Below are 22,341 nucleotides of genomic sequence, written 5' to 3'. Positions count from 1 at the left end.
CTAAGTGGCCGTTACCTAAATAACGGATATGTACACCCAAAGCCCCAACGATAGACCCCACCAATCACCCAGTCAGCCCAAGCAATTGGACGCAACGCAGACATGCTTCTACCCTGACAGCCTGCGCCACCCAAGAAGCCCGCCCATGATCGTCCGTCCCAAACCCAACCTGCTCGGCATCCTGTTCTCCCTCAAGGGCTCAATCGCCAAGCGCATCGCCCTGCGCAGCCTGCTGGTCACCCTGCTGGCCTCCGTCATCGTGCTGGTCGAAACCCTGCACCCGGCCTACTTCTCCAAGGTCAACGCCACACCCTTCACCCTCCTCGGCCTGTCACTGTCGATCTTCATGAGCTTCCGCAACAACGCCTGCTACGACCGCTGGTGGGAAGGCCGCAAACAACTGGGCCAGATGATCATCGAAATACGCTCGCTGATCCGCGAAATCCAAATCCTCAGCCCCACCGACCGAGAAAGCGTACTACGTGGCCTGTGCGGCTTCGCCCACGGCCTGATCGCCCGCCTGCGCCTGGAAGATGAAGCCCAGGCAATCAAGCCGTGGGTCAACCCCAAAGCCAGCCACCCCAACCTCCCCGACAGCATCCTGCAAGACCTCGGCGCCCGCTGCTCCACACTCGCCGAACAAGGCCATATCAGCGACTGGCGCTACACCCAACTCGAAACCCGGCTATACGGCCTGAGCCAGGTCCAGGCCTCGTGTGAGCGGATCAAGCACACGCCGCTGCCCTTCCCCTATACCCTGCTGCTGCACCGCACCATCTACCTGTTCTGCATTCTGCTGCCCTTCGCCATGGCCGAGCCGCTGGGCTGGCTGACGCCGGTGTTTACCGCGATCGTCAGCTACACCTTCTTCGGCCTGGATGAAATCGGCGACGACCTCGAAGACCCCTTCGGCTTTGACGAAAACGACCTGCCCTGCAACGCCATTCTGCGTACCCTGGAGCGCGAGGTTCTCGCGGCCCTCGGCGAAACCGAGCTGCCGCCGGCCCTTGAGCCCATTGAATTCGTGCTGACGTGATGCGGGTTTGACACTCGCCGTGACCTGACCGAAGCTGGTGGCTTTGCACTAGCTGCCAAGCTTTCGGACGCCTGCATGTCAAAGTCACGCCGTTACTCCATCATCGGCCTGTGCGCCCTGTTGTTGATTGTGCTGATCACCTGGTATTTCACCCGTACGTCACCGGTGGTGGTGCCCCCGGCCATCGCCCACGGCTACGCGAAGGCCCTGAAACAGGCGCATAACGGCGAACCCGGCGCCGCCCGCGTGCTGTATCAACAACTGGGTCGCCCGGACCTCTCCGATGTGCGCCGCGCCGCCCTGCATGCCGAACTGCCCAACTACCCCAGCCCCCAGGCCCTGAAGCTGGCGGACAAGGACTTGGCCAATGACGCGCCCATGGTGCGTGAGGCGGCGATTCACAGCATTGTCGGCCTGGTGCCCAGCGGCCAGCGCACACTGTTGCTCGGCCCCTTGCTGGATGACCCGGAGCAAAGCGTCCGGTTTGCGGCGGCCAATGCCTTGCTGGGGCTGTCTCCCGACACCCTGGGCCTGTACTTCGGCCCGTTGCAGCAGGTACTCGACGAATACGTGAAGCTGCTCAAGGCCCAGCCCGAAAGCCCCGAAGGCTGGATTCAGCTGGCACGGCTGTACATTCACAGTGCGCTGCTGCCCGATGCCCAAAATGCCCTGGAACAGGCAATGCGCCTGCAACCGGATAACCTGCAAGCAGTGGTCGCGCAAATCGAACTGCTGGACAAGCAGGGCAAGGTCGACGAGTCCCGCCAGCTCCTGGCCAAGCAGTTGCAGGCCCATCCTGATTCCGCCTACCTGCAGCATGCCTTGGGCATGTGGCTGCTGCACCATGGCGAGCGCGCGTTTGCCCTGCTCAGCCTGTCCCGGGCGGTGGAGCTGGAGCCGAACAATCAGGATTACCGCTACGACCTGGCAACCACCCTGCACGCACAAGAGGAACTGGAAGCCGCCCAGCGCCAACTGGAAGAAATCGTCCAGCGCAACCCGGCCAATCGCAAGGCGCGGGTCTTGCTGGTCAACTACTGGAAGGAAACCGGCCAGCTGCAGAATGTGCAGGTGTTGCTGGCCCAGCTGGAACAGCAAAACCCGGACGATCCGGCGTTGCAGCAAGGCTTGTAGGGACTGCGAAAAGCTGTAATTGACACAAAACGTTGAACCGCTACATGCCGCTACGGTCAAGTAAATATGGCGCGCCCCAGCCGGCGCTGCCGACTACTTATTTGTGACCCGAGGGCACTTCTTGTCTACATCCAAAGAGCTGTTCACAGCAAAGGCGGCCACCGGTATTGAAGGTCTGGACGACATTCTTGCCGGGGGACTTTCCCGTAGCCATTTGTTCCTGCTGGAAGGTGAACCCGGCACCGGTAAAACCACCGTGGCCCTGCATTTCCTCCAGGCCGGGGCAAAAAACGGCGAACGATCGCTGTACATCACCCTGTCGGAAACCGAGCGTGAGTTGCGCCAGGGTGCCAAGTCCCATGGTTGGGACCTGGACGAACACATTCACATCTTTGAACTGACACCCCCCGAAAGCCTGCTCAACGCCGAGCACCAGCAAAGCCTCCTGTATTCCTCGGACCTTGAGCTGGGCGAAGCCACTCGCCAGATCTTCGAAGTGGTGGAACGGGTCAAGCCCACCCGCGTCGTCATCGACAGCCTTTCGGAAATCCGCCTGCTGGCGCAAAGCTCCCTGCGCTATCGCCGGCAGATCCTGGCAATCAAGCACTACTTCGTGCGCTACGACGCCACGGTGTTGCTGCTGGATGACCTGACCACCGAATCCCTCGACAAAACCGTACACAGCGTGGCCCACGGCGTGATTCGCCTGGAAGAACTGACCCCCAACTACGGCGCCGAGCGCCGCCGCGTGCGGATCGTGAAGTACCGTGGCCAGAAGTACCGCGGTGGCTATCACGACTTCACCATCATGGAAGACGGCGTCCATGTGTTCCCGCGCCTGGTGGCGGCCGAGCACCGTGGCGGCTACAACCGCCAGACCCTCACCAGCGGCATCCGCGAGATGGATGCATTGCTGGGCGGCGGTATCGAAACCGGTTCCAGCACCTTGATCCTGGGCCCGGCCGGTACCGGCAAATCCCTCATTTCGATGATCTTCGCCGCAGCGGCCGTCTCCCGGGGCGAAAAGGCCGCCCTGTTCATTTTTGACGAAGAACTGGGCCTGCTGTTCGAGCGCATGCGCAACATGGGCATCGACCTGGACGCCCTGCAAGCCACCGGCAACCTGCTGATCGAACAAGTGGACGCCGCCGAGTTGTCCCCCGGCGAGTTCTCCCACCGGGTGCGCCGCTGCGTGGACGAACGCGGGATCAAGACCGTGGTGATCGACAGCGTCAACGGCTACCAGGCCGCGATGCCGGAAGAAAACGCGCTGATCCTGCACATGCACGAGCTGCTGCTGTACCTCAACCGCCGTGGCGCCGCGACCTTCATGACCGTCGCCCAGCACGGGCTGGTGGGTGACATGCAGGCGCCGGTGGACATTACCTATCTGGCCGACACCGTGATCCTGCTGCGTTACTTCGAAGCCTTGGGCAAGGTGCGGCGGGCGATTTCGATCATCAAGAAACGCACCGGCAGTCATGAGTCGACGATCCGTGAATACCGTATCGGAGGCCGGGGCATGACCATCGGCGAACCCCTCGAAGCGTTCCAGGGGGTATTGCGCGGCGTGCCGACCTACATGGGCACCGATAACCCGTTGCTCAAGGATGAAAGTTCATGAGTGGCCTACCGGCCATTTCCGAACGGGCGATCATCCTGGCGCCCCTGGGCCGCGACAGCTCCCTCGCCTTGATGATGCTCAATGAAGCCGGGTTCAACGGCATCATCGCCAGCCATTTGCAGATGCTGTGCGAGGAACTGGAACAGGGCGCCGGCGTGCTGATTGTGGCCGCCGAAGCCTTGCGCGGTATCGACCTGGAGCCGCTACTGAGCTACCTGCACCAACAGCCGGCCTGGTCGGACCTGCCTATCGTGCTGATGACTCATCATGGCGGCAGCGAACAGAATGGCTCATCCCACCTGAGTACACTGCTGGGCAACGTGACCTTCCTGGAGCGGCCGTTCCATCCGATCACCCTGATCAGCCTTGTGACCACGGCCCTGCGCGGACGCCGCCGGCAATACGAGGCACGTGACCGCTTGATCGACCTGAGCCAGAGCGAACAGCGCCTGCAAAGCACGCTGGAAACCCTTGAACAACAGGTGGAAGAACGCACGGCGCAGCTGCGCAATAACGAAGAGGCGTTGCGCCAGTCGCAGAAAATGGAAGCCGTCGGCCAATTGACCGGCGGTATCGCCCATGACTTCAACAACATGCTGACCGGGATTATCGGCAGTCTCGAACTGCTGCGAAGGCGTGTTGCCCGGGGCCGCACCGAAGACCTCGACAGCCTGATCGACCTGGGTGTCACTTCAGCCAACCGCGCGGCGGCCCTGACCCACCGCTTGCTGGCCTTTTCCCGCCGCCAGTCATTGGATTCAAAACCGGTACAGATCAATCAATTGGTGAGTTCGATGGGTGAGCTGCTGCAACGCAGCCTCAACGAAAGCATCACCCTGGACATCCGCCTGACCGAACAGTTATGGACCGCAGAAGTCGACCCCAATCAACTGGAAAGCGCCCTGCTCAACCTGGCCATCAATGCCCGGGATGCAATGCCCAACGGCGGCAAACTGGTGGTGGAAACCACCAACCGCCACCTGGACAGTGTGTTTACCGCCGCCTACGGCACCCTCACACCCGGCGACTATGTGGAACTGAGCGTCAGCGACACCGGCTGCGGCATGCCCGAGAGCGTGATCAGCCGTGCATTTGACCCGTTCTTCACCACCAAACCCATCGGCCAGGGCACCGGGCTGGGGTTGTCGATGATCTACGGGTTTGCGCGCCAGTCCCATGGGCATGTGTCTATCCACAGCGTGGTGGGCCAGGGCACCACCGTCAGCCTGTTCCTGCCGCGGTTTGTCGGCGAGGTCATTGCAGACGAACCGCTCAACCCGGCACTGCTGCCGTTCGCCAACGCTGGCGAGACGGTGTTGATCGTCGAAGACGACCCGGCCGTGCGGGTGCTGGTCAGCGCCGTGCTGAGCGAACTGGGCTATGCCTTCGTCGAAGCCGGTGACGCCGACAGTGCCATGCCGATCATCGAGTCCAGCCAGCGGATTGACCTGCTGATCAGCGACGTTGGCCTGCCCGGTATGAACGGCCGGCAACTGGCGGAAATCGGGCGGCAGGTGCGACCGGACTTAAAGGTGTTGTTTATCACGGGCTATGCAGAGCATGCAGCGGTACGGGGCGGCTTTCTGGACCCGGGCATGCAGATGATCACCAAGCCCTTCACCTTTGATTTGTTGACGGCAACGGTGAGGGAGATGATCAAGGCTTGAAGAGGGAGCGCGCTCCCTCTTCGCAAGGCGTTAAGCCAGCAAGCGCTGGATATGTTCCTGCAACGTATCCAGATCAAACGGCTTGGCCAGGATCGGCGCATTGCGCGTGATCGGGCTGTTGCAGTCGAGAATCTCCTGCGGGTAACCGCTGATAAAGATCACCTTCAATTCCGGTCGCAGCTTGATCGCAGGCTCGGCGATCTGCACGCCGGAGATACCGCCTGGCAGGCGATAGTCGGTGACCATCAGGTCCAGGTGCGGCTTGGTGGCGAGGATTTCGAACGCCTGCTCACCGTCAATCGCCTTCAACACCCGGTACCCAAGCCCCGACAGGTACTCGCCCAACACAAACATAATCGATTCGTCATCTTCGACGATCAGTACAACATCTTGTGCATCTTCACTCATGGGAAGCCTTTGTCCGGTCAATTGCTGCTGATACGACCATGGGGTCACGCAGAGGTTGCGTCGGATTCACGATTGATTTCCTGGCGCAGGCGCTAACGGCAGGCAGACGCGGAACAAGGCGCCCTCGCCTATCCGGCTTTCGACCTCAATGCTCCCGCCGTGGGCCGCGATAATCTGCTCGGAGATAAACAGCCCCAGGCCCAGGCCCGCCACGGCGTGGTTGGCCGACACCCGTTCAAACTGCTGGAAGATCCGCTTCTGGTTGTCTTCGCTGATACCGATCCCGTGGTCACGCACTTCCACCCGTGCTTCGCCATGCTCGGCGTACACCCGCACTTCCACCGGGCTTTTGGCGCCGTAACGCAAGGCGTTGGTCAGCAGGTTGGACACCACCTGTTCGATACGGAACTCGTCCCAGTTGCCCTCCACCGGCCCTTCCTGGACCCACTTCACCGAGGACTCGGCCGCCGCCACTTGCGGGGCGAAATTCTCCAGCAGGTTGTGCACCAGTTGCGTCAGGTCAAAGCGCCCGGGGCGAATCGACAGCTTGCCGGTGCGGATGCGCGACACGTCGAGCATGTCTTCGATCAGGCGGATCAGGCTCTGGATCTGCCGCTCGTCGCGGTCGACCATGGCGTGCATCTTGTCCATGGTAAAGGCCGCGGCGTTGTCCCGGGCCAGGTGCATCTTGCGCAATTGGGTTTCCAGGATCAGCCCGTTGAGGGGCGTGCGCACTTCATGGGCCACGATCGACATAAAGTCATCGCGCATACGCACGGCCTGCTCCAGTTCAGCCTGGGTGGCCTGCAAGCGCGTGAGCAAGGCTTCCTGCTCGCGGCGGCTTTGCTCCAGGGCTTCAACCTGCTGTTTCATCGCCTTGCTCTGGCGATACAGGTCGACGAACACATTGACCTTGCTCTTGACCGCATGGATATCCAGCGGCTTGTGCAGGAAGTCCACGGCGCCGCTTTCGTAGCCCTTGAACGCGTAGTTGAGCTCACGACCGGCGGCACTGACAAACACGATCGGGATGTTCTTGGTCTTTTCGGTGCCGCGCATCAGCTCGGCCAGCTCAAAGCCGTTCATGCCGGGCATCTGCACGTCGAGAATGGCCATCGCGAACTCGTGCTCCAGCAGCAGCGACAAGGCCTCGTCGGCGCTCAATGCCTTGTAGACCTGGCGGTCCTCGCGCTTGATCAGCGCTTCAAGGGCCAGCAGGTTTTCCGGCAGATCGTCGACGATCAGTAGTTTGGCCTGGACAGTACTTAACATGGGGAGGATTCCAGGGAAGCCAGCAAGGTGCCGATGCGGCTCAAGGGAAGAATATAGTCAGGTGTATGCAGCGCCAGGGCGGCCCGGGGCATGACGGCGACCCGCGCCTCGTCGGGATCCTGGACCACCGTCATACCACCGCACTGTTTGACATGGGCCAGGCCACGGGCGCCGTCCTGGTTGGCGCCCGTCAGCAGGATCGCCATCAGACCGGTGCCGTACGCATCGGCGGCCGACTCGAACAGGTAGTCAATGGCTGGCCGGGAATGGTGCACGCGGTCCTCCTGACTCAGTGACAAGCTGCGGTCATGCTCCACCGACAGGTGATAACCGGGGCCGGCAAAATACAGGGTGCCGGGCTGGATCACTTCCTTGTCCCGCGCTTCCACCACCTTCATCGATACACGCCGGTCAAACACTTCCGCCAGCTGGCTGCGGCGTTCGTCCGGCAGGTGCAGCACCGTGATGATCGGCAGGCTGAAGTTGGCCGGCAATTCACCAAAAATGCCCAGCAACGCCTCGACACCGCCTGCGGAAGCGCCGATCACAATAGCCTCGATCCCGGATACCGGGCTGGCAGCAGCTTCATTCATAATTTTCGGTAGATCCGTTCTTGCTTGACCAAAGGTTCGAACTGTTTGCTGTAGCCGGAAAAATCCAGGGTTTCCTTGCTGCCCAGCACCAGGAAGCCGCGATGACACAGCGACTCATGAAACAATCCAAACGCCCTATCCTGCAACTTTTTATTGAAGTAAATCAGTACATTACGGCAGGAAATTAACTGAGTTTCTGAGAATACGCTATCCGTCGCCAGGCTGTGATCGGCAAACGTCACGTTCTCCCGCAGGGTCTTGTCGAAGATCGCATGATCGTAAGCCGCGGTGTAGTAATCGGCGAACGAACGCTGGCCACCGGCCTGCTGGTAGTTGTGGGTATAGGCGCGGATGTTCTCAAGGGAAAAAATCCCCTGCTTGGCTTTTTCCAGGGACCGTGGATTGATGTCGGTGGCGTAAATGATGGTGCGCTCCAGCAAGCCTTCCTCACGCAACAGGATGGCCATGGAGTACACCTCTTCCCCGGTGCTGCAGCCGGCGATCCAGATCTTGATCGACGGGTAGGTCTTGAGCAGCGGCACCACTTCCTGGCGAATCGCCAGGAAGTGCGAGGGGTCGCGAAACATCTCGCTGACCGGAATCGTCAGGAACTGCAGCAACTGCATGAACGCCGTCGGGTCATGCAGCACGCGCTCCTGCAAGGCCGAGATGGTGGCGCAGTCGAACTGGCGCAGCGCATGGGCCACGCGGCGCTTGACCGAGGCCCCGGAGTAATCACGAAAGTCATAGCTGTATTTGAGGTAAATCGCCTCAATCAGCAAGCGCAGTTCGATGTCAGTGCTTCTTTCCAATTAAATCCGTTCCATCTTGGGGAGCCACACGCGAATCAATGAAAACAACCGGTCCAGGTCGATGGGCTTGGCCAGGTAATCGTTGGAACCTGCCGCCAGGCAACGCTCCTGATCGTCCTTCATGGCCTTGGCCGTCACCGCGATGATCGGCAGCTTGCGCCAGCGCGGGTCCTGGCGGATCAAGGCCGTGGCCTCGTAACCGTCCATCTCCGGCATCATCACGTCCATCAGCACCAGGTCGATGTCATCGACTTCATTGAGTTTCTCGATTGCCTCGCGGCCGTTACGGCCGATCACGACAATCGCGCCCTTGTGCTCCAGGGCACTGGTGAGGGCGAAGATATTGCGCACATCGTCATCCACCAGCAGGATCTTGCGCCCTTCGAAGACCTTGTCGCGGCTGCGGGCGGTCCTGAGCATTGTCTGGCGTTCATGGGACAGCTGGGATTCGACTTTGTGCAGAAAGAGTGTGACCTCGTCCAGCAAACGCTCGGGGGAGCGTGCGCCCTTGATAATGATCGAGCGTGAATACTTGCGCAGTTCGGCCTCTTCGTCCCGGGTCAGGTTGCGCCCGGTGTAGACGATCACCGGCGGGAACGAGCAGATATCCTCGGTGGACATGCGCTTGAGCAGCTCATTACCGAGCATGTCCGGCAGCTTGAGGTCGATGATCATGCAGTCATAGATGTGGCTGCGAAGCAGGTCCAATGCCTCCTGGGCGAAGCCCACGGCGGTGATCTCGATGTCATCGTCGCCGATCAGGCGGGCAATGCTGTCGCGCTGCAAGTCATCGTCTTCCACCAGCAGCACCCGCTTGACCTTCTGCGTCAGCTTGGCCTCCAGGCGGGCGAACACATCCTTGAGCTCCTCGCGGGTGGTCGGCTTGACCGCGTACCCGATGGCGCCCATGTGCATGGCGGCTTCAACGCGGTCTTCGACGGAAATCACGTGCACCGGGATATGGCGGGTCCCGGCGTGTTCCTTGAGGCGTTGCAGCACGGTCAGGCCGGAATGGTCGGGCAGGCGCATGTCCAGCAGGATCGCGTCAGGAATGTACTGTTCCGCCAGGGCGTAGCCTTCGTCTGCGCCATGGGCCACCAGGCAGTGGTAACCCAGTTCATGGGCGAGGTCGAAGAGGATGCGGGCGAAGTTGGGCTCATCTTCCACCACCAGGATGCAACGCGTGGCGAACGGGGCCTTGTCGCGGTCATCGATAAAACGCGGGATCTGCGCTTCATGGGCGATCGGCATCGGCGACACCTTGATCGGCGCCGGTGCAGGCACAGGGACTACCGCCCGCGGCTGTTCCAGCGCCGGGGTGTCTTCGTCACGCTCTACATAGTGCTCGGGCACCACCAGGGTAAAGATGCTGCCCTGGCCAGGTTCGCTGGTGACACTGATATAGCCGCCCAGCAGGTTCGCCAGGTCCCGGGAGATCGACAGGCCCAGGCCGGTGCCGCCGTAACGGCGGTTGGTGGTGCCATCGGCCTGGCGGAAGGCCTCGAAGATGCTTTCCTGCTGGTCCGGGGCGATACCAATCCCCGAATCACGCACGGTAAAGGCAATGCCCTCCCCCGGCGCCCGGGATACCGACAGGCTGACCTCACCTTGCTCGGTGAACTTGATGGCGTTGGACAGCAGGTTCTTCAGAATCTGCTCCAGGCGCTGGCGGTCGGTGAACAGCATGTGCGGCGAGCCTTCCTGCACCTCCACCTGGAACCCGAGCTTGCGGTCGGCCGCCAGCGGCTCGAACATGCCGCGCAAGCCATCCACCAGGCGTGCCACGCTGGTGTTCTCCGGGCGCATTTCCAGCTTGCCGGCTTCGACCTTGGAGATATCGAGGATGTCATTGATCAGGTTGAGCAGGTCGTTGCCGGCCGAATAAATCGACTCGGCGAACTTGACCTGTTCGGCGCTGAGGTTTTCCTGGGGGTTCTCCGCCAGCAACTTGGCGAGGATCAACGAGCTGTTCAGCGGCGTACGCAGCTCGTGGGACATGTTGGCGAGGAACTCGGACTTGTACTTGCTGGAGCGCTGCAACTCGTCGGCGCGCTCTTCCAGCTCGATCTGTACGCGATTGAGTTCAACGTTTTTCTGATCCATGGCATCGCGCTGGTCGGCCAGGGTCTGGGTCTGTTCGGCCAACTGTTCGTTGGTCTGTTCCAGCTCCGCCTGTTGGGTTTCCAGGAAAGCCTGGGATTCCTTGAGGATGCGCGATTGCTCTTCCAGCTCTTCGTTGGCGGTCTTGAGCTCTTCCTGCTGCACTTGCAGCTCTTCATTAAGCTGCTGGGTTTCGGCCAGCACTTCCTGCAGACGTTGACGATAACGGGCGGCTTCGATGGAGGTGCCGATATTCTCGGCAATCAACTCCAGCAGTTCGACATCACGGTCTTCCAGTGTACGTAGGAAACCCAGCTCGATCACCCCGTTGACCCGGCCATCGTCGCTGGTCGGTACCACCATCACACTGCGGGTCGAACCTTCGCCGAGGCCGGAACTGACCTTGAAGTAGTCCACCGGCACATCGTCCAGGCGAATCAGGCGATCCTGGCGGGCAGACTGGCCGACGATCCCTTCATCGTTATAGATCGACTGTTCCTGCTGCTCTTGCTCCCGGGAGAAGCCATAAGTGGCCACGCGTGTAAGGCCACCGTGCTCTTCACGCACGTACAGCGCCGCCACCGCCGAGCCCATGTACTGGGCGAAGAACTGCAGGATGTTGCGGCCCAGCAGGTTCAGCGTCAGCTGGCCAAGGACCTGCTCGGCCAGTTCGGTCTGGCCGTTGCGCAGCCAGGCTTGCTGCTCAAGGCGCTTGGCGATCCTCTGCTGTGACATGAGGTTTTCGCTGTAACTGTTTGAAAGTTCAAGAAGATTCTTTCGACCGACATACGCGAGAAACCCGCTCAGGCCAAGCACAAACACCAGGTACAAAGTGACGCTGATGATCGTGGTACGGGTAACGTCTTCATTGCGGGTGATGCGGAATTGTTGCTCCATCGCCACCGCCCGGTCGTACTCCTTGCGAATCTCGTCCGTCAGGCTTTTGCCACGCCCGGCTTTCACGGCGCTGCGGAAATCACCGCTTTGGCGCTGCATATCAATCATCGACTGGGCGTAGGTGTTCCACGCCTGTTGCAACGATTCCAGACGCTTGAGCCGGTCCACCTGCTCTGGATTGTCTGCCACCAGTGCCTGCAAATTGCGCAAGTCCGAAATGATCCGCGGCTTGGCCACTTCATACGGGTCGAGGAAGTGTTCATCGCCGGTGATCAGGAAGCCGCGCATGCCGGTTTCCAGGTCCACGGTCAGTTTCGAGGTTTCGTTGAGATTGTTGATCACCCGGTCGGTGTGTTCGACCCACTGAATCACCGACAGCAGGTAAGTGATCAGAACGACGAAAAACACTGCGCTGAGCACGCCAACGCCCAACGGCAGCGCCACGTTGCGGCCCAGCAATTTACGGAAGCTTTTCTCATCGACAGTCGACGCGGGAGTCATGGGCATGCCTTGGCCAAATACGGAAAAACGGGGAGTTTGCCCCAAAGTTGCGCTTGAGCGCTATTTTTCTGCTGGCCATAGTGGCGTTGATTACCTGACGCGCCTGCGCATCGATTCCTCGAACGGGACATTTCCACTCAATCCCGGCACAATGCTGACCCTGTTTCGGGAACTTGCCGAGATTGACGCGACTCATTAGAGGATGGTCTTTCGACTGCTCAAGACCTGCCCCCTCAACTTCTCGGGAACCCTCACTATGTCCGCCTCAGCCTCCACCATCCTTGTAGTCGAAGACGACACCATCGTGCGCATGTTGATCGTCGATGTCCTCGAAGAGCTGGAGTTCCGGGTGCTTGAAGCGGCAGACGCTGAACTCGCCCTGGGTATCATCAAAGATACCGCCCAGACCATCGACCTGATGATGACCGACCACGGCCTGCCAGGCATGAGCGGCGCGGAACTGGCCGCCAACGCCCGTGAACTGAGACCTGCCCTGCCGATTCTGTTCGCCAGTGGTTATGCCGAGAATATCGATGTACCCGTTGGCACCCAGGTGATTGGCAAACCGTTCTCGATTGATCAGTTGCGTGACAAAGTCAAATCCATGCTGCTTTGACTTCCCCCCCGCTGCCGCCTTCCACAGGCGGCACTTTGATCTCGTGGATGTCGACAGATCTTTGCGTTGAACCTCACGTGCCAAAAGACTTCCTGAGCAACTGAGTGCAAACTCTGCCTGAAGCGCAAAAGTTCAGTCAGTTGCGACTGTACGCGCCCACCGAAGCCTGCTTTGATAACAGCTGAAAACTCGACGACTTCCGACTGATTCAGTAAGGACGCAACAACATGATTCGAACACCGACGCGCCTGCTGTTGGCGAGCCTCTCGATTTTCATGAGTACCGGCGCCTGGGCCGATTTCACCGCCACGCCGAGTGAAGCCCGGGCCATTGCCAAGGAAGCCTACCTTTATGGCTTCCCGGTGGTGGAGATGTACAAGACCCTCTACGCCCAGGCCGTCGACAAGACCGGGCCGAACTTCAAGGCGCCGTTCAACCATATCGGGAACACCGCGCAGGCGATAACCCCTAAAGACACAGCGATACCCACCCCCAACCCGGACACGCCCAACTCCTTTGTCTGGCTCGATCTGCGGGCCGAGCCCGTGGTGTTGACCCTGCCCAAGATCGAAGACAACCGCTACTACGCCGTGCAGTTGATCGACCTCTATACGCAGAACTTCGGCTATCTGGGTACCCGTAGTACCGGCAACAACGGTGGCCACTACATGGTTGCCGGCCCGGGCTGGAATGGCCAGCAGCCAACCGATATCGACCGCGTCGTGTACAGCGAAAGCAACATCGCCTACGCCCTGTACCGCACTCAATTGTTCGATGAGAAGGACCTGGGCAAAGTCAGGCAGATCCAGAGCGGCTATAAGGTCCAGACCCTGAGCAGCTACGTGAACCAGCCCAAACCCATCAAGCCGCCGAAAATCGCCTGGCCCAAGCCTACGCCGAACATGAGCGACAGCGTGCATCTGTTCCGCTACCTGAACTTCATGCTGGCCTACGCCGCACCGCAGGACAGCGAGAAAGACGTGCTCGCGCGTTTTGCCAAGATCGGCGTCGAGGCGGGCAAGCCGTTCGACCTCAAGGCCCTGACGGTTGAGCAGCGCAAGGCATTGGATGACGGCATCGCTGACGGCAAGGCCGAGTATGCCGCCTTCAAGAAAGACAAGATCGATACCCATCAAGTATCCAGTGCTGACCTGTTCGGCAACCGCGACCACCTTCAAAACAATTACCTGTACCGCTACGCAGGCGCCAACCTGCACCTGTTTGGCAACTCCGGCGATGAAACGGCCTACCTGCGCTACTCCGTGGACAGCGAAGGTAAACCCGCCAACGGCGCACGCCACAGCTACACCCTGCACTTCGCCAAGGACCAGTTGCCACCGGCCGACGCATTCTGGTCACTGACCATGTACAGCGCCAAGACCAAACTGCTGACGCCCAACCTGAAGAAGCGCTACCTGCTCACGTCGGGGATGTTGCCCAACTTCAAGCTCGACGCCGACGGCGGCCTGACGCTTTTGGTTGCGCACCACGAACCACCGAAGGCGGAACAAAGCAACTGGCTGCCTGCACCTCCGGGTCCGTTCTACGCTCTCTTGCGCATTTACCTGCCCAAACCTGAAGTGGGCAACGGCCAATGGAAGCAGCCACCGCTCACACCGATCAAATAGCTCCTGCTCAAGCCGCGCACCGTTTGAGGCTTGGTCCTTTTTAGCTTCAAAAAGGATGGGTGCAGGCCCGACACCCAGCCGTCGATGACGCTTTTCACGTCATCGGCGTTCATCACCTGGGAGTCGTTTGCCAGCGGCTTGCCGGTGCCTTTGCGCACGACTCCGGTTGGGGGGGGCGCCCCCCTTTAACAGTCTTTGACAGTTTCCCGACAAAGCTCACAAAGACTGATGGACGGCCCGCCCCTAGCATTCGAGCATCCAAACCACCCCTCGGGTGCTCATCATGTTTCGCACATTGCGCAGTATTCCGCTGCTGGGTTGCCTGCTGGGCAGCCTTGGCTGCCACGGCCAACCGCCGGCCCCGCCGCCCATACCCAAGGGCGACTACAGCGCAATCATCCGCTACCTGCAAAAACGCATCCCCGTTGAAATGGCCAGGCAAAACATACCCGGCCTGTCCATCGCCCTGGTCAATGGCCAGGAACTGATCTGGGCCCAGGGCTTCGGCGTTGCCGACAAAGCCCTGGGCAAACCGGTGACCCCCAACACTGCGTTCCGCGCCGGCGCCCTTTCCAAACTGCTCACCGCCACCGCGGCCCTGCAACTGGTGGAGCAACAGCGCCTGGCCCTCGACGCCCCGATCCAGGACACCCTGCGGGAGTTTTACGTCCGCTCGCGCTTTCATTCCGACCAGACCGCTGCCGACCGCGACATCACCCTGCGCCGCCTGCTCAGCCACCAGTCCGGCCTGCCCAGCGAACACCTGCGGGACGTGCGTAACACCTTCGCCATGGGCCAGATGCCGATGCGTATTTCTGGGGTATGGCTGAGCACGCCGCCGGGCACCCAAGTGGCGTATTCCAACCTCGGCTACGCCCTGGCCGGTGCCGCCATCGAGCGCAGCAGCGGGCAAGACTTTGAAAACCGCCTGCAAAGTAGCCTGCTCAAACCGCTGGAGATGAATCAGTCGAGCTTTGTCGGCACCGGCGCACAACTGAGCTTCCGCGCCCGGGGTTATGAGGATGGCACCGTCAGCGCCGACGCCCAGGTACGCGACCTCGCCGCCGGTGGCTTGTGGACCAGCCCCAAGGACCTCAGCCACTACGTGCGCATGCTCTTCGCCCGAGGCCTCTACAAAGACAAACAGGTGCTGAGCAGCCAGTCGATTGACGACATGTTCACCCAGCAAAACACCGGCAACGCCCTGGACTTCGACTGCCAGATGGGCCTGGGGTGGTTTCTCGCCCCTTGTGGTGATGAACCGGTCGGCCCCGGCATACGCACTTACCAGCACAGCGGTGGCGGAGATGATTTCGCCGCGCAACTGACGATGCTACCGGACCAGCAACTGGCCGTGATCGTGATGGCCAACGACAGCAACGCCGAAGAGAGGGTGGTGTCTCTGACCACCGACACCCTGCGCCTGATGCTCCAGGCCCAGACCGGCGAGCCGGTGTGTTCTGACGACTGCCAGCAGCCGGCCCATGGCCTGAAAATCCGCCAGGTGCCCGCCGCTATCGACCGCAAGCGCCTGGCCGGTTTCTACGCCACGGCCTGGGGCATTTTCCGTATCAAGGACGAAAACGGTCAGCTGTATGGTGAGTTGGCCGACACCCGTTTCGAACTGCTGCGGGACGGCCATGGCTGGCTGCGGGCGCAGCAGAAATTCCTCGGTTTCTGGCTCAAGGACCTGGGTGAACTGGGCCGCGTCCAGCTGGACGTGATGACGGTGCAAGGCCGCCAGATGCTCACCGCCCGCAGCCATGGCCAGCGCGTGCCCGTGGGCGAACGCATCGAACAGACCCCGCTGAGTAATGCCTGGGCCGACACCATCGGCACCTATCAAGTGCTCAACACCCATGAACCCGACGCGCCCTTGAGCGGCATCAGCGTGCGCCTGGAAAACGGCTTCCTGGTGATTCGCGGCCAACTGCACGACCAGACGCTGACCGACTACATCCTGCTGCCCGTGGACAACGCCCACGCGGTGCTTGCCGGCAACGGCTATGGCCTGGGGGACACCGTGAGCCGCCAGATCAATGGCCTGAGCGCCTCCGGCTACCAGTTCAAACGAACCGATTCTCCCCACAACCCCCTGAGTCTCTGACCTCACATGAAGACCCTCCTGCGTTCAAAAAACCTCTGCCTTTCACTGACGTCGCTGTGCCTGCTGTCCAGCGCCGACACCCTTCTGGCCGACGACTGGGAATACACCCTCAAGGCCGGCGTGGCCAACCTGCCCCGCTACAGCGGCAGCGACGAGCGGGTCACCGCGCCGGTGCTGGGGGCGGCCATCGTCAGCCCGTGGGGGATTTTCCTCGACACCGACAAGGGCCTGGGCTGGGGTTATGACGGCGGCGGCGCGAGCTTCAGCGCCTACGTCGGCGCCAGTGGCAATCGCAAGGATGAAAGCAGGAGCGGTCGCCCGGGCTCGAAGAAACTCAAGGGCATGGGCGAGATCAAGACCCGTCCCCAAGTAGGCATCAGTGGCAGCTATAACCTGGGCGGGGTGATTCTCGGCGCCACCCTCGAGCATGCACTTGAAGAGGATGATCACAAGGATTCCGGCAAGGCCTTCACCCACCTGGAATTGAGCCTGGGCACCCACCTGTATGACGGCGACTACGGTTCGCTGGACGCCAGCCTCAGCAGCCATTTTGGCGACAGCAACTACCTGCAGACCTGGTACGGCGTCACCACCGGCCAGGCCGCGCAGAGCCGCTTCAAGGCCTACAAGGCCAGCGGTGGCAATATCAGCAACGGGATGAACCTGGTGTGGAGTTTGCCGATCACTGAACACACCCAGTTTTCGACGCTGTTGGATGTGCAATACCTGGCGGACAAAGCCGGGCAGAGCCCGATTGTGGAGCGGCGGTTGCAGACGTCAGTGATGGGGATGGTCGAGTACAGGTTCTAATTTGGTAACCCAATCAAAATGTGGGAGCTGGCTTGCCTGCGATACAGGCACCTCGGTCTTTCAGTCAGACACAGGTGATGCTATCGCAGGCAAGCCAGCTCCCACAGTTGATCTCCATGGCGCCTGGGTGGTTATTCGGCATACGCCCACGTCATCCGAAACGACGCCCCGCCCCACTCCGAATCCAGCACTTCAACCTGCCCGCCGTGCCACTGGCACACCCGCCTCACCAGCGCCAGGCCGAGGCCGAAGCCACCGGTGCGGCGGTCGCGGCTGGCATCGAGGCGCAGGAACGGTTCGAAAATCTTCGCCCGCCCTTCCATCGGCACCCCAGGCCCATCGTCATTCACCCGCACTTCGTAGCCGGCACCGAATTTCACCAGCGACACTTCCACACGCCGGTCAGCGTAGCGAATCGCATTGCGCAACAGATTGATCACCGCCCGGGCCATAAAGCGCGGCTCGATGCGGATGTAATCGACTTCACAGGTGCGCAGCAGCAACTGCACGCCTGCCGCCTCGGCCTCCAGGGCGACGCTGCCGATCACGCTGTCGAGCCAGCTGTGGGCCTCGATGCTTTCCCGGGTGATCTGCGTGGCGCCACGTTCCAGGCTGGCATAGGTCAACAGTTCCGAGACCATTTCTTCCAGCTCGCCGAGGTCGGCGTACATGTCGGCGATCAGCGCGCGGCTCTGCCGTGGGTCGGCCTGTTGCTTGAGTTGGTCGAGCTCAAACGACAGCCGCGCAATCGGCGTGCGCAGTTCGTGGGAGACCGCGTTGGTCAACTCGCGCTGATTGGCGATCAGGCTTTCGATGCGCTCGGCCATCTGGTTGAAGTGCCCCGCCAGCTCGCGCACGGTGGAACGGCGCGGCAGCAGGATGCGCGAGCCGAGGTCGTTGTCGCCGAAACGTTGCGCGGCCAGGCGAATATGCTCCAGGTCACGCCAATGGGGCCGTACCCAGAAGTACAGGACAATCGCCAGGCACAGGCCGAGGAAGCCATACGCCCACATGTACAACCACTTGGGCTCTTCCGGCAGCTTGATTTGCAGCAGTTGCTGGCCGCCGTCGATGTTGGAGATGAACTCCATGAAATCGCCCCGCACCACCAACTCGCCCCCGGCCAGCAGTTGCTGCTCACGGTCGGTCAGTTTCAGCGCGTCCTTCTGCACCAGCGCCAGGCGCAGTCCGTAGTGCGGCTGCAAGTCAACCAGGCGAGCAGCGCGGGCTTCACCCGTCACCGGCCGCAATTGTTCCACCAACCCATAAGCCGGGCCGCGCAGGGCCTCACGGTTGTAGGTTTCGTTGGCCTCCGGCAGCAGCTCATCGAAGGTGTAGTTCACCAGCCAGATCGCCCCCGCCAAACCAATGGCCAGGATGATATACAGACGCAGAAACAGCCGTAACATCTAGACCTCCCAGGCGAACGGATTGAACAGGTAGCCCTTGCCCCAGATGGTCTTGATGCACACCGGTTCCCGAGGGTTGTCATTGAGCTTGCCGCGCAGCTTGCTGATGTACACGTCGACGCTGCGATTGAGCCCGTCGAAGGCAATCCCGCGCATGCGGTTGAGGATGTCGTCGCGGGAGAGGATTTTCCCGGCGGCGCTGGCCAGCAACCACAGCAGTTCGAATTCCATGGTGGTCAGGTCGATCTTCTCGCCGCCCAGGCTCACCACCCGGCAACTGCGGTCGATGGCCAAGCGGCCGAACTCAAGGGAGCCCCGCACCGTGGGCTCCGGCGTCTGGCGGCGTTGCAGGGCACGCAGACGGGCCAGCAGCACGGGCGGCTTGATCGGCTTGATCACATAGTCGTCGGCGCCGGATTCCAGGCCGAGGATATGGTCCAGGTCGTCTTCCTTGGCGGTGAGGATCACGATGGGCGTGTCGGACACGTTGCGAATTTCGCGACACACATGCAGGCCGCTCTGGCCGGGCAGCATCAGGTCGAGCACGACGATCTTGGGCTTGAACTCCAGGAAGGCCGCCAGCGCCAGGTCACCCCGGTGCACGGCCAGCACTTCGAAGCCGTGCTGGGACAGGAAATGGGCGATCAGCCCTGCCAGCTTCTGATCGTCCTCCACGAGCAAGACCCTGCCGAGACCCAAGTTATCCATAAATTTCCAGTGCACGCGCGGATTGAAGTATGCGCATTATAGGGGGCAAGCCGGCAGACTAAAGCAGCTGGCCATCACTGGCCGACGAAGCTTCATGCTTTTAAGAGTTTTTAACAAATAGCCTGCAATCTTTAACGCCATTCACAGGGAGTTGTATGCGCAAGGATTACCTGGCGTTCTTCATTTCGTTATTCCTGTCACGCCTGGCCGACCAGATTCTGTTGTTCATCGTGCCGCTGATCGTGTTCCAGACCACCAACAGTGTGTCCTGGGCAGGCTTGGCGTTTTTTGTCGAGTCACTGCCGCGTTTTCTGTCATTCCCGGTGTGCGGCGCGTTGTGCGACAAGTTCTCTCCCGTTCGCATCCTGCATATCAGCCAGGTTTACCGGGCGGTTGCCTGCGTGCTGGCGGTGCTGCTGTATGGGGCATTTGACGGGATCTACTGGATTGTCATTCTTTCGGCGCTGTGCGGCGTGTTGACCACCCAGGGCATCATGGCCCGGGAAGTGGTGATGCCGCATATCTTCAAGCATTACACCTACGCCAAGACCTTGTCCTACTCGCAGATTGCCGACCAGACCGGGTTGGTGCTGGGCCCCTTGGTGGCGGCGCTGATGCTGGAGGTCTGGGCCTGGCATTGGGTAGTGCTGGGGATTGCCGGGCTGTTCCTGCTGGCAGACCTGGCGATGCTGATCTGGCAGCGCAACACCAGGGTCAACCTGGAGACCTTCGAGCAGCACCATGACATCTGGCTGCAACCGCTGCGCATTGCCTTCGGCCACATCCGCAGCCTGCCGGAACTGAAAAGGATCATCGCCCTGGCGGTGGGCGTGAACCTGATCATCGGTGTCACCCTGGCCACGTCGGCCGCCATGGTCATCGGTCAATACGCCGCCGGCAAGGACACCTACGCCGGCCTGCAGGCAGCGGGTGCCGTGGTGACCATTGTCATTCTGTTCTATCTGGCGCGCGCTACCCTGCCGTTGAAGGTGCTCGGCGGCCTCTCGTATTCAATGATTGCCGTGGGTGCGCTGGTGACTGCGATCAGCCCGAACGTCTGGGCCTATGCCGCAGGCTTCCTGCTGGTGACCGGTTTCGACAAGATGTTCAACGTGTATATGCGCAGCATCCGCCAGCGGGTGATTCCGACCCAGGATTTTGGCAAGACCGTAGGAGTGATCACGTTGCTCAACAACCTCTCGCAGCCGTTGGCCGGATTGCTGATTGCGGTATTCGCGGCACCGCTGGGGACACAGACAGTGATCCTGCTGTTGGCCGGGATCACCGTATTGATCGGTGCGCTGGTGTACGTGGTGTCAGGCCGGCACGCCACTGTGAAAGCGGAACTCGACGTCCGGTGACTCGATCAGTTCCTGCTCGGCGGCGCGCACACGGTCGATGACCTGGGCAATGTCCTTGGCGTCGCCGTACTGGTAGGCCAGTTTCAGGTAACCCTGGAAATGCCGGGCCTCGCTTTTCAGCAGGCCGAAGTAGAACTTGCCGAGTTCTTCGTCCAAATGCGGCACCAGTGCTTCGAAACGCTCGCAACTGCGGGCTTCGATAAAGGCGCCGACCACCAGCGTATCCACCAGTTTGACCGGCTCATGGCTGCGCACCACCTTGCGCAAACCCGAGGCGTAGCGGCCAGCGGACAGTTGGCGCAGCTCGATCTTGCGCTTTTTCATCAGGCGCATGACTTGCTCGTGGTGCACCAGCTCTTCCCGTGCCAGGCGTGACATCAAGTTGATCAGGTCGACGTGGGAATGGTACTTGGCGATCAGGCTCAAGGCGGTGCTGGCGGCCTTGAATTCACAGTTCTTGTGGTCGATCAGCAAGGTTTCCTGGTCGGCCAACGCGGCCTGGACCCAGCCGTCGGGGGTGCGGCAACCGAGGAATTCGTGGATTTCTGGCAGGTTCATCGGGCTCACGGGCAAAGATTCACAAAAGGCCGGCGATTATACCGACCGCGCCGCAGACCGCCAGCCACTGGGCTTGATGTGCATCAACATGACGTGTGCCGGGCAGCAACTATAGTTGTTCCACGCCCCCCCTTTTTGGAGAACCCGACCATGCAAGCCATCCGCAGCATCCTGGTGGTCATCGAGCCTGAACATTCGGAAAGCCTGGCCCTCAAGCGCGCCAAGCTGATTGCCGGCGTCACCGGGGCCCATTTGCATCTGTTGGTGTGTGACAAGAAGCACGAGCATTCGGCGATGTTGAGCCTGCTGAAGGCCGGTTTGCAGGAGGATGGTTACAGCGTCACGACTGAACAGGCGTGGAATGACAGCCTGCATGAAACCATCATCGACGTGCAGCAGGCTGAGGGGTGTGGGTTGGTGGTCAAGCAGCATTTCGCGGACAGTCCGCTGAAAAAGGCGCTGTTGACGCCGGCCGATTGGAAGCTGATGCGTTACTGCCCTACTCCGGTGCTGCTGGTGAAGACGTCCACGCCGTGGGCTGGCGGGGTGATTTTGGCGGCCATCGATGTGGGCAATTCGGATGCCGAGCACCAGGCGCTGCATAACTCGATCATTGATCATGGGTTTGATATCGCGAGCCTGGCCAAGGCGCAGTTGCATGTGATCAGTGCGCATCCGTCGCCGATGTTGTCGGCGGCTGACCCGGTGTTTCAGCTCAAGGAGACGATCGAGGCGCGCTATCGTGAGCAGTGCAAGGCGTTTCAGGCGGAATTCGATATTGATGACACGCATCTGCATATCGAGGAAGGGCCGGCGGATGTGTTGATTCCTCATGCGGTGCATAAGTGGCAGGCGGCGGTGACCATTATCGGTACCGTGGCGCGTACGGGGATTTCGGGGGCGTTGATCGGGAATACGGCGGAGGTGGTGCTGGATGCGGTGGACAGTGATGTGCTGGTGCTGAAGCCGCAGGAGTTGATGGATCATCTGGAGGAGCTGGCTAATGGGTGAGGCTTTGGTTGGGGGCATATCCGTTACTTGGGTGATGGCGGCTATTGGTTCCGCTCTTACAGCGGGTCACTTTTGAACAGCGCAAAAGT

Annotated in this window: 19 protein-coding genes and 1 pseudogene; 11 read left to right on the top strand and 9 right to left on the bottom strand. The window is 60.8% G+C overall.

Annotated elements, in window-relative coordinates:
* The first annotated feature begins 145 nt into the window (after positions 1-145).
* From LIY45_RS29535 to LIY45_RS29520, 4 genes are all read left to right on the top strand, one after another.
* Positions 146-1,036 carry a bestrophin family protein gene (locus LIY45_RS29535; RefSeq protein WP_226478520.1) on the top strand — a complete coding sequence of 297 codons (891 nt, stop codon included), beginning with the start codon at positions 146-148 and terminating at the stop codon, positions 1,034-1,036.
* Between the two features lie 75 nt (positions 1,037-1,111).
* Positions 1,112-2,170: a tetratricopeptide repeat protein gene (locus LIY45_RS29530; protein WP_017480451.1), complete on the top strand. Its 1,059-nt coding sequence runs from the start codon at positions 1,112-1,114 to the stop codon at positions 2,168-2,170.
* Between the two features lie 121 nt (positions 2,171-2,291).
* Positions 2,292-3,794, top strand: coding sequence for an ATPase domain-containing protein (locus LIY45_RS29525; RefSeq protein WP_226478519.1), 1,503 nt, complete (start codon positions 2,292-2,294; stop codon positions 3,792-3,794).
* A complete protein-coding gene (locus tag LIY45_RS29520) occupies positions 3,791-5,461 on the top strand; it encodes a response regulator (RefSeq protein WP_226478518.1) in 1,671 nt (556 codons plus the stop codon). The genes LIY45_RS29525 and LIY45_RS29520 overlap by 4 nt, the downstream gene beginning before the upstream one ends.
* Positions 5,462-5,491: 30 nt before the next feature.
* On the opposite strand, the gene LIY45_RS29515 is transcribed toward LIY45_RS29520, so the two are convergent.
* The 5 genes from LIY45_RS29515 to LIY45_RS29495 form a co-directional block, all read right to left on the bottom strand.
* Positions 5,492-5,869, bottom strand: coding sequence for a response regulator (locus LIY45_RS29515; RefSeq protein ID WP_010171103.1), 378 nt, complete (start codon positions 5,867-5,869; stop codon positions 5,492-5,494).
* A 66-nt stretch (positions 5,870-5,935) separates the two neighbouring features.
* Positions 5,936-7,141 (bottom strand): hybrid sensor histidine kinase/response regulator, encoded by a 1,206-nt coding sequence (locus LIY45_RS29510; RefSeq protein WP_226478517.1) that lies wholly within the window; start codon positions 7,139-7,141, stop codon positions 5,936-5,938.
* Positions 7,135-7,734 (bottom strand): chemotaxis protein CheB, encoded by a 600-nt coding sequence (locus LIY45_RS29505; protein WP_226478516.1) that lies wholly within the window; start codon positions 7,732-7,734, stop codon positions 7,135-7,137. Before LIY45_RS29505 ends, LIY45_RS29510 begins: the two co-directional genes overlap by 7 nt.
* Positions 7,731-8,546, bottom strand: a complete 816-nt coding sequence (locus LIY45_RS29500; protein WP_063030076.1) for a protein-glutamate O-methyltransferase CheR — start codon at positions 8,544-8,546, stop codon at positions 7,731-7,733. Before LIY45_RS29500 ends, LIY45_RS29505 begins: the two co-directional genes overlap by 4 nt.
* Positions 8,547-12,044: a response regulator gene (locus LIY45_RS29495; protein ID WP_226478515.1), complete on the bottom strand. Its 3,498-nt coding sequence runs from the start codon at positions 12,042-12,044 to the stop codon at positions 8,547-8,549.
* 4 nt (positions 12,045-12,048) lie between these two features.
* Here LIY45_RS29495 and LIY45_RS29490 point away from each other — a divergent pair, with 4 nt between their 5' ends.
* The 3 genes from LIY45_RS29490 to LIY45_RS29480 all read left to right on the top strand — a co-directional run bounded on the left by LIY45_RS29490 (position 12,049) and on the right by LIY45_RS29480 (position 14,288).
* The gene (locus tag LIY45_RS29490) at positions 12,049-12,243 is read left to right on the top strand and encodes a hypothetical protein (protein ID WP_226478514.1); all 195 of its coding nucleotides are present in this window, start codon (positions 12,049-12,051) and stop codon (positions 12,241-12,243) included.
* 57 nt (positions 12,244-12,300) lie between these two features.
* Positions 12,301-12,660: a response regulator gene (locus LIY45_RS29485; RefSeq protein ID WP_226478513.1), complete on the top strand. Its 360-nt coding sequence runs from the start codon at positions 12,301-12,303 to the stop codon at positions 12,658-12,660.
* A 227-nt stretch (positions 12,661-12,887) separates the two neighbouring features.
* Positions 12,888-14,288 (top strand): DUF1254 domain-containing protein, encoded by a 1,401-nt coding sequence (locus LIY45_RS29480; RefSeq protein ID WP_226478512.1) that lies wholly within the window; start codon positions 12,888-12,890, stop codon positions 14,286-14,288.
* A gap of 35 nt (positions 14,289-14,323) precedes the next feature.
* Here LIY45_RS29480 and LIY45_RS29475 read toward each other — a convergent pair.
* A pseudogene (locus LIY45_RS29475) lies at positions 14,324-14,449 on the bottom strand (DUF3313 domain-containing protein); the annotation flags it as partial.
* Positions 14,450-14,571: 122 nt separating this feature from the next.
* Between LIY45_RS29475 and LIY45_RS29470 the strand changes: the two are divergent.
* Together LIY45_RS29470 and LIY45_RS29465 are read left to right on the top strand one after the other, a co-directional pair.
* On the top strand, positions 14,572-16,395 hold the full coding sequence (locus tag LIY45_RS29470) for a serine hydrolase domain-containing protein (RefSeq protein ID WP_226478511.1): 1,824 nt from the start codon (positions 14,572-14,574) through the stop codon (positions 16,393-16,395).
* Between the two features lie 6 nt (positions 16,396-16,401).
* Positions 16,402-17,205: a MipA/OmpV family protein gene (locus LIY45_RS29465; protein WP_226478510.1), complete on the top strand. Its 804-nt coding sequence runs from the start codon at positions 16,402-16,404 to the stop codon at positions 17,203-17,205.
* A 131-nt stretch (positions 17,206-17,336) separates the two neighbouring features.
* On the opposite strand, the gene LIY45_RS29460 is transcribed toward LIY45_RS29465, so the two are convergent.
* Both LIY45_RS29460 and LIY45_RS29455 read right to left on the bottom strand, forming a co-directional pair.
* Positions 17,337-18,614 carry an ATP-binding protein gene (locus LIY45_RS29460; protein ID WP_226478509.1) on the bottom strand — a complete coding sequence of 426 codons (1,278 nt, stop codon included), beginning with the start codon at positions 18,612-18,614 and terminating at the stop codon, positions 17,337-17,339.
* On the bottom strand, positions 18,615-19,322 hold the full coding sequence (locus LIY45_RS29455; RefSeq protein WP_226478508.1) for a winged helix-turn-helix domain-containing protein: 708 nt from the start codon (positions 19,320-19,322) through the stop codon (positions 18,615-18,617).
* 155 nt (positions 19,323-19,477) lie between these two features.
* Between LIY45_RS29455 and LIY45_RS29450 the strand changes: the two genes are divergently transcribed.
* Positions 19,478-20,683 (top strand): MFS transporter, encoded by a 1,206-nt coding sequence (locus LIY45_RS29450; RefSeq protein ID WP_226478507.1) that lies wholly within the window; start codon positions 19,478-19,480, stop codon positions 20,681-20,683.
* Here the strand turns inward: LIY45_RS29450 and miaE are convergent.
* Positions 20,639-21,241: a tRNA isopentenyl-2-thiomethyl-A-37 hydroxylase MiaE gene (miaE, locus tag LIY45_RS29445; protein WP_008431008.1), complete on the bottom strand. Its 603-nt coding sequence runs from the start codon at positions 21,239-21,241 to the stop codon at positions 20,639-20,641. The genes LIY45_RS29450 and miaE overlap by 45 nt on opposite strands.
* 150 nt (positions 21,242-21,391) lie before the next feature.
* On the opposite strand from miaE, the gene LIY45_RS29440 reads away from it, so the two are divergent.
* The gene (locus LIY45_RS29440) at positions 21,392-22,252 is read left to right on the top strand and encodes a universal stress protein (RefSeq protein WP_017480433.1); all 861 of its coding nucleotides are present in this window, start codon (positions 21,392-21,394) and stop codon (positions 22,250-22,252) included.
* The last annotated feature ends 89 nt before the right edge of the window (positions 22,253-22,341 follow it).

Source organism: Pseudomonas sp. MWU16-30323 (assembly GCF_020515595.1).
Taxonomy (GTDB): domain Bacteria; phylum Pseudomonadota; class Gammaproteobacteria; order Pseudomonadales; family Pseudomonadaceae; genus Aquipseudomonas; species Aquipseudomonas yamanorum.
The sequence above is the reverse complement of the archived record's forward strand: the minus strand, read 5'-3'. Positions and strand labels throughout refer to the sequence as shown.

Excerpts from the sequence above, each read along its gene's own strand:
- LIY45_RS29530 (WP_017480451.1), top strand. The coding sequence starts at position 1,112 with ATGTCAAAGTCACGCCGTTACTCCATCATCGGCCTGTGCGCCCTGTTG.
- LIY45_RS29510 (WP_226478517.1), bottom strand. The coding sequence starts at position 7,141 with ATGTTAAGTACTGTCCAGGCCAAACTACTGATCGTCGACGATCTGCCG.
- LIY45_RS29515 (WP_010171103.1), bottom strand. The coding sequence starts at position 5,869 with ATGAGTGAAGATGCACAAGATGTTGTACTGATCGTCGAAGATGACGAA.
- LIY45_RS29460 (WP_226478509.1), bottom strand. The coding sequence starts at position 18,614 with ATGTTACGGCTGTTTCTGCGTCTGTATATCATCCTGGCCATTGGTTTG.
- LIY45_RS29465 (WP_226478510.1), top strand. The coding sequence starts at position 16,402 with ATGAAGACCCTCCTGCGTTCAAAAAACCTCTGCCTTTCACTGACGTCG.
- LIY45_RS29440 (WP_017480433.1), top strand. The coding sequence starts at position 21,392 with ATGCAAGCCATCCGCAGCATCCTGGTGGTCATCGAGCCTGAACATTCG.
- LIY45_RS29495 (WP_226478515.1), bottom strand. The coding sequence starts at position 12,044 with ATGACTCCCGCGTCGACTGTCGATGAGAAAAGCTTCCGTAAATTGCTG.
- LIY45_RS29485 (WP_226478513.1), top strand. The coding sequence starts at position 12,301 with ATGTCCGCCTCAGCCTCCACCATCCTTGTAGTCGAAGACGACACCATC.
- LIY45_RS29535 (WP_226478520.1), top strand. The coding sequence starts at position 146 with ATGATCGTCCGTCCCAAACCCAACCTGCTCGGCATCCTGTTCTCCCTC.
- LIY45_RS29490 (WP_226478514.1), top strand. The coding sequence starts at position 12,049 with ATGCCTTGGCCAAATACGGAAAAACGGGGAGTTTGCCCCAAAGTTGCG.
- LIY45_RS29520 (WP_226478518.1), top strand. The coding sequence starts at position 3,791 with ATGAGTGGCCTACCGGCCATTTCCGAACGGGCGATCATCCTGGCGCCC.
- LIY45_RS29505 (WP_226478516.1), bottom strand. The coding sequence starts at position 7,734 with ATGAATGAAGCTGCTGCCAGCCCGGTATCCGGGATCGAGGCTATTGTG.
- LIY45_RS29450 (WP_226478507.1), top strand. The coding sequence starts at position 19,478 with ATGCGCAAGGATTACCTGGCGTTCTTCATTTCGTTATTCCTGTCACGC.
- LIY45_RS29480 (WP_226478512.1), top strand. The coding sequence starts at position 12,888 with ATGATTCGAACACCGACGCGCCTGCTGTTGGCGAGCCTCTCGATTTTC.
- miaE (WP_008431008.1), bottom strand. The coding sequence starts at position 21,241 with ATGAACCTGCCAGAAATCCACGAATTCCTCGGTTGCCGCACCCCCGAC.
- LIY45_RS29470 (WP_226478511.1), top strand. The coding sequence starts at position 14,572 with ATGTTTCGCACATTGCGCAGTATTCCGCTGCTGGGTTGCCTGCTGGGC.
- LIY45_RS29455 (WP_226478508.1), bottom strand. The coding sequence starts at position 19,322 with ATGGATAACTTGGGTCTCGGCAGGGTCTTGCTCGTGGAGGACGATCAG.